At 74.2% G+C, this 8836-nt stretch carries 9 protein-coding genes; 4 read left to right on the forward strand and 5 right to left on the reverse strand.

The window, feature by feature from the left end; all coding sequences use genetic code 11:
* The first annotated feature begins 73 nt into the window (after positions 1-73).
* Genes MKK82_RS28040 through MKK82_RS28050 form a run of 3 tightly spaced genes read left to right on the forward strand, consistent with a single transcriptional unit; the run spans position 74 to position 2853 of the window.
* Positions 74-319, forward strand: coding sequence for a ferredoxin (locus MKK82_RS28040; protein WP_243987503.1), 246 nt, complete (start codon positions 74-76; stop codon positions 317-319).
* Positions 319-1590 carry an NAD(P)/FAD-dependent oxidoreductase gene (locus MKK82_RS28045; RefSeq protein ID WP_238286093.1) on the forward strand — a complete coding sequence of 424 codons (1272 nt, stop codon included), beginning with the start codon at positions 319-321 and terminating at the stop codon, positions 1588-1590. The genes MKK82_RS28040 and MKK82_RS28045 overlap by 1 nt, the downstream gene beginning before the upstream one ends.
* Before the next feature lie 9 nt (positions 1591-1599).
* A complete protein-coding gene (locus tag MKK82_RS28050) occupies positions 1600-2853 on the forward strand; it encodes a cytochrome P450 (protein ID WP_243987505.1) in 1254 nt (417 codons plus the stop codon).
* 159 nt (positions 2854-3012) lie between these two features.
* Here MKK82_RS28050 and MKK82_RS28055 read toward each other — a convergent pair whose 3' ends face one another.
* From MKK82_RS28055 to bchO, 4 genes are all read right to left on the reverse strand, one after another.
* Complete coding sequence (locus MKK82_RS28055; protein ID WP_238286090.1) at positions 3013-3609, reverse strand: DUF1989 domain-containing protein; 597 nt, start codon at positions 3607-3609, stop codon at positions 3013-3015.
* Between the two features lie 8 nt (positions 3610-3617).
* Positions 3618-4364, reverse strand: coding sequence for a guanitoxin biosynthesis heme-dependent pre-guanitoxin N-hydroxylase GntA (gene gntA, locus MKK82_RS28060; RefSeq protein WP_238286089.1), 747 nt, complete (start codon positions 4362-4364; stop codon positions 3618-3620).
* A gap of 304 nt (positions 4365-4668) precedes the next feature.
* Positions 4669-5454 (reverse strand): gamma-glutamyl-gamma-aminobutyrate hydrolase family protein, encoded by a 786-nt coding sequence (locus MKK82_RS28065; RefSeq protein WP_238286088.1) that lies wholly within the window; start codon positions 5452-5454, stop codon positions 4669-4671.
* A gap of 161 nt (positions 5455-5615) precedes the next feature.
* Positions 5616-6518, reverse strand: a complete 903-nt coding sequence (bchO, locus tag MKK82_RS28070) for an alpha/beta fold hydrolase BchO (protein WP_243987506.1) — start codon at positions 6516-6518, stop codon at positions 5616-5618.
* Between the two features lie 210 nt (positions 6519-6728).
* On the opposite strand from bchO, the gene MKK82_RS28075 reads away from it, so the two are divergent.
* Positions 6729-6875 carry a hypothetical protein gene (locus MKK82_RS28075; RefSeq protein WP_238286086.1) on the forward strand — a complete coding sequence of 49 codons (147 nt, stop codon included), beginning with the start codon at positions 6729-6731 and terminating at the stop codon, positions 6873-6875.
* Between the two features lie 37 nt (positions 6876-6912).
* Here the strand turns inward: MKK82_RS28075 and MKK82_RS28080 are convergent, their stop codons facing one another.
* On the reverse strand, positions 6913-8667 hold the full coding sequence (locus MKK82_RS28080) for a magnesium chelatase subunit D (protein WP_243987507.1): 1755 nt from the start codon (positions 8665-8667) through the stop codon (positions 6913-6915).
* Positions 8668-8836: the final 169 nt, after the last annotated feature.

Below are 8836 nucleotides of genomic sequence, written 5' to 3' on the forward strand. Positions count from 1 at the left end.
TGAAGACTTGTCCTGCGATGATGAACCGGATCGGCGCCGCGGAACTCGCGGCCGCCGGCGCGGTTGCCTCGCCATGTCCCTTCCTGCCGATGCGTCCTCCGGCTCCCGCCCCGGCCTGCGGGTGAGCGTCGACCTCAACCTGTGCCAGGCCTACGCCCAGTGCTGCTACTCGGCGCCACGGCACTTCCGCATCGACGGCCACGAGGCCCTCTTCTACGATCCTGCTCCCGCCGCCGAGGATCGGGCCGACATCGAGCGCGCGCGCGTCGCCTGCCCGGTCCAGGCGATCCGGGTCGAGGATCCGGAGCGCGGCGCCTGATGGCGCAGACCCCTTTGCGCGCCGTCATCGTGGGCGCAGGTCTCGCGGCCCTGCGCGGGGCCGAGGCGCTGCGGGAGGCTGGGTTCACCGGCACGCTGACGATCGTCGGCGATGAGCCCTGCCGCCCCTACGATCGGCCGCCGCTCTCGAAACACGTCCTGGCCGGCGCCATCCCGGCCGACGCCACCACCCTGCCGGGCAGCCTCGGCCTCGACGCGGACTGGCAGCTCGGCAACGCCGCGACCGGCCTCGACCGGGAATCCCGGACGGTCCGGCTGGCGGACGGGGGCACCCTCCCGTACGACCGCCTGCTGATCGCCACGGGCACCCGCGCCCGCCCCTGGCCGAACCCGCACGAGGGTCGGCTCGCGGGCGTCTTCACGCTCCGCGGGCGCGACGATGCCGCTGCCCTGCGTCGGGCGTTGGCGGCGGGCCCGAAGCGCGTGCTGGTGATCGGCGGCGGCTTCATCGGCTGCGAGGTCGCGAGCCTGTGCCGGCAGCTCGGCCTGCCCGTGACCCTGGTGGAGCCCGGCCCGACGCTCCTGGCGCGCGTCCTCGGCAGCACGATCGGGGCCTTCATCGGGGCGATCCACGAGGGCCACGGCGTCGACCTGCGCTGCGGCCGCGAGGTCGAGTGGCTGGAGGGGGCGGAGGGGCGGCTGGTTCGCGCCCACCTCGTCGACGGCGCGCGGATCGACGCGGACGTCGCCGTCATCGCGCTGGGCGCCGTGCGCAACACCGCGTGGCTGGACGGGTCCGGCCTGTCGGCGGATCCGGGCGGGGTCGATTGCGACGCGGAGGGCCACGTGCTCGACGCGGCGGGACGGCCCGACCCGTGCATCGCCGCGGCCGGCGACGTCGCGCGGTTCCCCCACCCGCTCTACGACGGCCAGCGGGTGGCCCTGGAGCATTGGAGCCACGCGGTCGCGCAGGGCCTGTACGCGGGCCGGCTGCTCGCCGGGGCGGCCCCCGGGCGGACCTACGGCGCGCTACCGACCTTCTGGTCGACGCAGGGCGATCTGGTGGTGAAGTCCGCCGGGCTGACCCAGGGCGCCGACGCGGTGGCGATCACGCAGGGGGACCCGGCCGCCGGCCGCTTCGTCGCCCTCTACGGCCGCGCGGGACGCTGCATCGCGGCCGTGTCGGTGGATGCCGCCCGCTGGCTGCCGGCCCATGCCGAGCTGGTCGCGGCCGGCGCACCATTCCCGCCCCGCGGCACCGCGACCGACCGGCCGAAGGGCGTCGCAGTGGTCGCGCCGGGCTTTCCCTGAGGAAACCGCATGCCCGACGCCACCCTCCTCGACCAGGTCAAGGATTTCGCCAACCGCGCGAACCCCTATCCGGTCTACGCGAAGCTGCGGGCGAATCCCGTCTCGCGCCAGGACGACGGCACCGAGGCGGGGACCTGGGTCGCGTCGACCCACGGCACCATCGCGAGCCTGCTGCAGGACCCGCGGGTCAGCTCCGAGACCCTGCCCCCGGCCGACCGGCCCCGCACCGGCAACCCGTTGACCGACCTGATCGTCAAGCCCCTCAAGGACTGGATGATGGACCGGCACCGGGTGTTCATCTTCCGCGACCCGCCGGATCACGACGCCCTGCGCTCGGCCGTGATGCACCAGTTCTCCCGCGAGCGCGTCCAGGCGATGCGCACGCGCTCCGACCGGCTGGTGGCCGATCTGCTCAACGAGAAGTGCGGCGCCCGGGAGATCGACGCCGTCGACGACCTCGCCTACCCGCTCCCCGTCACGGTGATCTGCGAACTCTTCGGCGTGCCGCGGGAGGACGAGCCGAAGTTCCACGGCTGGGCGACGCAGCTCGCCACGGCGCTCGAACCCGACAGCCTGTCCGATCCCGAGATCCGCGCGGCGAACAGCCGGACCTTCGACGCCATCGGCGGCTACATGGGCGACCTGATCAAGGAGAAGCGGAAGCATCCGCAGGACGACATGCTCTCGGGGCTGGCCAACCACGCCACCCCGGCGGGCGTGAAGATGGGCGATTACGACCTGATCGCCACCTCGATCCTGATGCTGGTCGCCGGCCACGAGACCACCGTGAACCTGATCACCAACGGCCTGCTCACCCTGCTGCGGCACCCGGACGAGCTGGAGCGCCTGCGGCAGGACCCGCTCCGCGCCCCGCGGCTGATCGAGGAACTCCTGCGCTACGAGCCGCCGGTGCAGTTCCGGACGCGGCGGACGCTGTCGCCCATCGACATCGCGGGGGTCACGATTCCCGAGGGCGCCGACCTCGTGCTGCTCCTGGCCTCCGGCAACCGCGACGCGGCCGTGTTCCCGGATCCCGACCGGTTCGACCCCGACCGCACCGGAATCCGGCATCTCGGCTTCGGTGGGAGCCTGCACTACTGCGTCGGCGCGCCGCTGGCCCGGTTCGAGGCCGAGGCGGCGCTCACCGCCCTCGCCGCCCGGCTGAAGGCCCCGCGCCTGATCGAGGACCCGCCGCCCTACCGCTCCGGCGCCGCCCTGCGCGGCCCGGAGCACCTGCGGGTGGTGATCGAAGGGATCGCCTGAGATCCCGACGGCGCCGCGCCCCTCGCGATGATGCTGCGCGTTGGGCCAGGCCCGGGGATGATCCAGGGATATCCCCGCGGCCGACCGACCGAAGCGGTGGCCCCGCGCATCGCCGCGCGCCCCGTGGTCCGACCCTGCGCCGGAGGGCGATCGGCTCGGCTAGCCGTCGATCCGGTAGTGGATCGGCTTGAAGCTGCCGTTGTTCGACTGGAGGGCCGAGCAGGCGGTCAGGCCGACGATCAGGTCGGTCTCGGCCACGAACACGATCCGGTCGCCCGCCCGGCTGAGCGGCGGCTCCACCGTGAGCGCCCCGGTCGTGCCGTCGATCGGCACGTTCATGAAGCAGTTGAACGCCACCGGGATCGCGTCCGGCGCGATGCCGTAGGGGGACAGCGCGGCGGCGAGGTTGCCGAAGCAGCCGCGATGCGGGTCGGTGTCGCCGTAGATGATCCGGAACGTGTCGGCCGAGCACGGGGTCAGCAGGAAGTCGTGCCGCCCCACCGTGTCCTCGACGATGCGCAGGAGCACGTTGGAGCGGTTCGAGTAGAGCGGGTCGCCGGTCGTGAGGTAGATCCTGCTCGCGTAGTCGAGGGTCCGCCCGGAGGAGATCACCTCGCCCGTGTCGTGGCGGTTGTAGGCCACGAGGTCGGCCACCTGCTCGCCGCGCGGGTCTATCACGGTCAGGCGCTGCCCCCGGTCGAGGGTGAAGGCGACGCCGGAGCGCGGTTCGATCCGCTGCACGTCCGCTTGGGTCATGGGTCGTCTCAGGCTCCGTGTCCCGGCAGGGTGTGATCGAGGGGAAGGGCCGGCGGGTGCCAGTCGTCCGGCGTGGGGGCCGGACGGCCCTGCAGCGGGCAGCGCCAGTCGGCCTCGACCACCCGGCCGCTGTACTGGCGGGCCTCCGAGGTCTCGCCGTGGCGCGCCAGCATCGGGTTCACGCTGCCGGCCAAGGCCTCGTCCCGCTCCAGGATCGAGGCGCGCAGCTTCTCGTAGCGGCCCTCCGCGCGCAAGCGCTCGAACTGCGCGTGCAGGTTGAAGACTAGGACCGGTGAGGCGAAGCGCCGTGCCGGCCGGCTCGCGTTCGGGTGCAGGCCGACCACGAAGAAGGCCTCGCCGCCGAAGCTCAGGGAGAAGTGGGGGTTGTCGGGGTCGTCCGCCACCCGGGCGTCGTGGGGCTGACCGAGCCACGCGTCCTTGTCGGTCAGGGATTGCGCCCGCGCCCAGAGGTTCCGCTCGAAGGCCTCCTCCGAGAGATCGCCCGGCCCCTCGAAGACCACCGCGAAGCTCTGGAACAGGTCGGGCTGCGTCCGGTACTGCGACACGAAGGCGAGCAGCGCCGGGTAGATGCGCATGTCGTCCCAGCCCGAGGTGATGTCGCGCGCCACAACGATCCGCATGCGCCCGCGTGACAGCGCCGATTTGGCGCCCACGCAGGGAAAGGGCGGGTTCCGGATGAAGGCGCGGAAGGCCTCGGCACTGGGGTGCTCTCGGTCGTCGCGGGGAAGCTGCATGCGGTCGGTGCTCGTCTCGTGCACAGGCCGGTCCCGGGAGGGACGGCCGTCGTGCGGGACTCCGGCAACCCGGGCACCGCCGCGCCGTTCCGACCTGCGACAGGTCGTCCGGGGACAAGGTAAATCAGCCGACCGTCCGGAAAGATCTCGCTCCTAGCCCGCAAGATCTTTCGCTGTCCAATACGAGACAATAAACATATGTTAAGCCGGGGACGACGCGAAGTGCTGGCCGTCGCGAAACTCTGTGCTGCCGCGGCCGGCGCGTCGACTGCGAGGCCGGGGACGTATGCGGCAGAACGGCGGATCAGCCTTGGCGACCCGGCCGGGCGTCGCGATGCGCCGCCACCGCGCTCCCGAAGGCCTCGAACAGGGCGCGGTTGATCGGGTTCGTGATCGGGTCGTGCTCAGCGTGCCACTGCACGCCCAGGGCGAAACCCGCGGCCTCGCGGATCCGGATCGCCTCGATCGTCCCGTCCTCCGCGACGCCCTCGACCACCACCCGCGCTCCGGGCTCCAGGATGCCCTGTCCGTGCAGGGAATTCACCCGGATCGTCTCGCGCTCCAGCAGGCGGGCGAAGGCGCCGCCGGGCGTCAGGCGGACCTCGTGCCGGTCGGCGAAGATCACCTCCAGGTCCGGATGGATCTCGCCGTTCTCCAGGCGCGGCATCCGGTGGTTCAGGCGTCCGGGCAGCGTGCGGATCTCCGGATGCAGGCTGCCGCCGAAGGCGACGTTCATCTCCTGGAGGCCGCGGCAGATGCCGAACAGCGGCACGCCCCGCGCCACGCAGGCCGCGACCAGCGGCAGGGTCAGGGCGTCGCGGGCCTCGTCGTAGGGTTCGTGCGCCGCGCAGGGCTCGGCGTTGAACCGGGCCGGGTGGACGTTGGCGCGCCCGCCGGTGAGCAGGATCCCGTCCACCGTGTCGAGGAGGTCGTCGAGGCCGGTGACCGCCGGGTCGGAGGCGACCATCAGCGGCAGGGCGCCCGCCACGGCCGCCACGGCGCGCATGTTGTTCTCGCCGACGATCTGGGCTGGAAACCGGTTGTCGATCAAACGAGCGTTCCCGATGACGCCGATTACGGGTCTCGCCATCGTCCTGATCGCTCCTGTTCCGACGCTGCCGTGAATTCCACGCTCCGCGGCAGCCTCTACGGCCCACGCAAGCCCGGCGCCAGTCCCGCGGCCCGCCCGGCTGAGGCGGCCGCGCGCTCCTGCCGGGCGGGGCAACGCGGTCGCCACCGCGGGCAGACCACCTAGGCCAAGATGCCGACGGAACGCGCCTCCTCGCACAACACCGCCGCCACCCGCTCCGGATCCTCCTCGTGGGCGAGGTGGCCGAGCCCGCGGATCAGCGCCACCCTTGCGTCGGGCAACCGGTCGCGCACCGTGAAGGCGGTGTCCGGCAGGATGGCCCGGTCGTCGCCCCCGACGATCAGCAGGGTGCGGGTCGCGAGGCCCGGCAGCGCCCCGTGGAGCCCGGCGAGATCCCAGTTGGCCATCATGCCGAGGGCTCCGCGGACGTGGCCCGCCCGGGCGAAGAGCCGCCGGTAGAGTTCCACCCCCTGCGGATCGAGGCGCGAGCCCGTCCCCTCGATCAGCCGCTTGGCGGCGGACCGGTCCGCCGTCCAGGCGAAGATCTTCGGGGTGAACGGGTTCAGGAACAGGAGCCGCGCCATGCTGGGAAACAGCAGGTTGGCCGCCCCCGGCAGCGGCGCCAGGGCCCCGTTGAAGGCGGCGAGCAGGCGGGGCGCGAGGGTGCCGTCGAGGCACATCCGCGCCAGCACGGCGGCGCCGGCGGAATGGCCGGCCGCCAGCACCGGCGGGCGGCCGAGCGCCGCCACGAGGCCGGCGACGGCCCGCGCCATGCCGGGCAGCGACAGGTCGGAATCGGCCAGCGGATCCGTGAAGCCGTGGCCCGGCAGGTCCGGGGCGATGACGAAGAAATCCCGGGCCAGCAGCGGCGCCAGACCGCGCCACGAATGCGTCGCCGCCCCGGTGCCGTGCAGGAGCAGCAGCGTCGGTGCGTCCGGCGAGCCGAATTCCTGGACGTGCCAGCGTAGCCCCGCCGCCTCCACGAAGCGGCTCGCGGCCCGATGCGGCCAGTCCCGGCCCTCGCGCTCCCAGTCGGGACGGTCCGGATCGAACGGCTTCAGCACGTCGCGATCTCCTGCGCCGCAACAAAGCCGGCCGGCCCGCGCCCGGGGGCGGCGCTATCGTTCAAGGGTGGAAGTATTTCGTAATGCTGAAGAATCCCATGCGGAAACCGCATGCCACCGCTGACCCCGCCCGGATTGCTGCGCTGCAACAGGAGGGGCATATCGGTCTTGCACAAGAACAAGACGCGTCCCCCGACTTTGGAGAAGGCCATGATCCTCTTCACTTCCTCGACCCAGAACATCGCCAGCCCGGCTTCCGGCGGCTGGAGCTTCGGCGCCATCGTCCGCGACATGATGAACGCCTGGTTCGCCCACCACCAGCGCCTCGCCGATCTCGGCGTCAGCGGCGACCTCTGAAGCCCGTCGCGGCGCTCCCGGAGCGCCGTCCCGGATCTCAGAGAGCCGCCCGCACCGCGGCGCTGAGCTGACCGGCCTCGGCGCGCGGAAGCTTCAGGTAGCGGGCGCCCATCGCGTCCGCGACCGCCCGGGCCTCCTCGCCCCGGCTGCCGGTATCGACCACCAGGGCCGGCAGCTCGGCCGCCCGCACGGCCCGGGCCGCCTGCAGGGCCTCCGCCCCGGCCCGGGCGCGGCCACCCTCCCCCGAGCGGGCGACGTTGGCGCGCCCGTCGGTCAGCAGCACGATCGCCGGCCGGCTGCCGCTCCGGCGCACGCCGATGGCCACCGCGACCGCCGCGTCGATGCCCGACGCCAGCGGGGTCCCCCCGCCCCCCGGCAAACCCGAGAGCCCGCGCTTGGCGCGGGTGAGGGAGCGGGTTGGCGGCAGGACCAACTCGGCGCCGCCGCCGCGGAATGCCACCAGGGCCACCCGGTCGCGCCGGACATACGCCTCGGCCAGCAGCAGCTCGACCGCGCCCTTCGCCTCCGCGAGCCGTTCCAGGGCAGCCGAGCCCGAGGCGTCGACGCAGAACACCGTGGTTGTCTCCGTCCGCTGCCGCAGGATCCGGATCCGCAGATCGTCCCGCCGCACCACGATCGGCCGCGTCGTCTGCCCCGCGCGCCGCACGGCCTGCCAGGGGGCTGCCGCCCGCAGGGTCGCGAGCAGGTCCAGACGCTCCCGCCGCGGGTCGCCCCGCCGGCTGCCCACCGGACGCCCGGTGCGGGCGGCCGCGGCCTGCCCGACGCGGCCGGCCCGCGCGGCGGCGAGGCGCTGCTGGCCGGACAGGAGCTGATCGAGGAGGTTGGGCGGGATCGCCGCCCGCACCGCCTCCAGCACGACATCGTCCGGCGCGTCCGGAATGGCCGGATCGGCCACGTCCGCCTCCGGGGGCGGATCCGCGGGCGGGTCCTCGCGGGGCGGCGCCGCGGCTTCGGGGGAATCGGGTTCGCGCGGGGGCAGGCGCGTGGCGCGCGGGGCCAGGACGAGGCGCGCGGCCACGGTGACGTGGTCCCGGCCGACCGGCCCGTCCGCCGCGAGGGCGCGCACCACGCGGGCGGCCAGGATCGGCGCGCGCAGGGACGCCACGCCGAAGGCCTCGGCCAGGGCGCAGAGACTGCCGACCGGATCGGGCTCCGCCGCGGTGGTGTCGGCTCCGGCCGCGGACGGCTCGGCCTCCGGGTCGCCGCTCCCGACGTCACTCCCCGCATCACTCCCCGCGTCAGTCCCTGCGTCACTCCCGACGCCGCTCAGGTCGATCCGGAAGGCGAGACGGTCGGCCAGCGCCTCGGCGACCGTCTCGTCCGCCTCGCCCTCGTCGAGGAGGATCAGGCCGAACCGGGCGGGCCGGTCCGCCACCGTGCCGGTGTCGAGGGCGGCCGCGAGCCGGGAGGCGGTGCCGGCGGGCAGGCGTTCCGCCATGGGCACCACGACGATCCCGCCATCCGCCTGCGCCAGCAGGCCGGCCCGCGCCACGGGGCGGCCCGCCGCCAGGGTCGCGGCGAGATCGAGGCCGCCGAGCAGGCCGTCGTCACCGATGGCGGGCGGCAGCCGGCGCCAGGGCGTGCCGGGCTGAAGCGCGCCCCGCAGGTCATCGAGCCAGCGCTCGCGCACTGGACCGGGGGCCGCGCGCACCACGGCGCCGCGGAGCCCGTGCGGGTCTGCGGCGAGCAGGCGGGCGGCCGAGCGGGCGTCGGTCCACGGGCTCGGCGCCGCGTTCACCCGCGCCTCCGCGCCGCTGCGATGCTCAGGCATGGGCCCGGGCCGGGCGCGACGGGCGCACCCGCAAAGGGCGCACCCGCGACGCGAGTCCAGGGTGCGCCGCGCTCGGCGCAGCCGCACCCCTCGTCCCGTCCCCCCGCTCTCCGGGCGCGGGGATTCCCGGTCCGCCGCTCGGCCGCGCGCCGGCCGCCGCCGCGGCGGC

Origin of the sequence: Methylobacterium sp. E-046 (genome assembly GCF_022829625.1) — a bacterium.
Classification (GTDB): domain Bacteria; phylum Pseudomonadota; class Alphaproteobacteria; order Rhizobiales; family Beijerinckiaceae; genus Methylobacterium; species Methylobacterium longum.

Coding starts and splice junctions, on each gene's coding strand:
- MKK82_RS28040 (WP_243987503.1), top strand. CDS start 74: ATGTCCCTTCCTGCCGATGCGTCCTCCGGCTCCCGCCCCGGCCTGCGG.
- MKK82_RS28045 (WP_238286093.1), top strand. CDS start 319: ATGGCGCAGACCCCTTTGCGCGCCGTCATCGTGGGCGCAGGTCTCGCG.
- MKK82_RS28050 (WP_243987505.1), top strand. CDS start 1,600: ATGCCCGACGCCACCCTCCTCGACCAGGTCAAGGATTTCGCCAACCGC.
- MKK82_RS28055 (WP_238286090.1), bottom strand. CDS start 3,609: ATGACCCAAGCGGACGTGCAGCGGATCGAACCGCGCTCCGGCGTCGCC.
- gntA (WP_238286089.1), bottom strand. CDS start 4,364: ATGCAGCTTCCCCGCGACGACCGAGAGCACCCCAGTGCCGAGGCCTTC.
- MKK82_RS28065 (WP_238286088.1), bottom strand. CDS start 5,454: ATGGCGAGACCCGTAATCGGCGTCATCGGGAACGCTCGTTTGATCGAC.
- MKK82_RS28075 (WP_238286086.1), top strand. CDS start 6,729: ATGATCCTCTTCACTTCCTCGACCCAGAACATCGCCAGCCCGGCTTCC.
- MKK82_RS28080 (WP_243987507.1), bottom strand. CDS start 8,667: ATGCCTGAGCATCGCAGCGGCGCGGAGGCGCGGGTGAACGCGGCGCCG.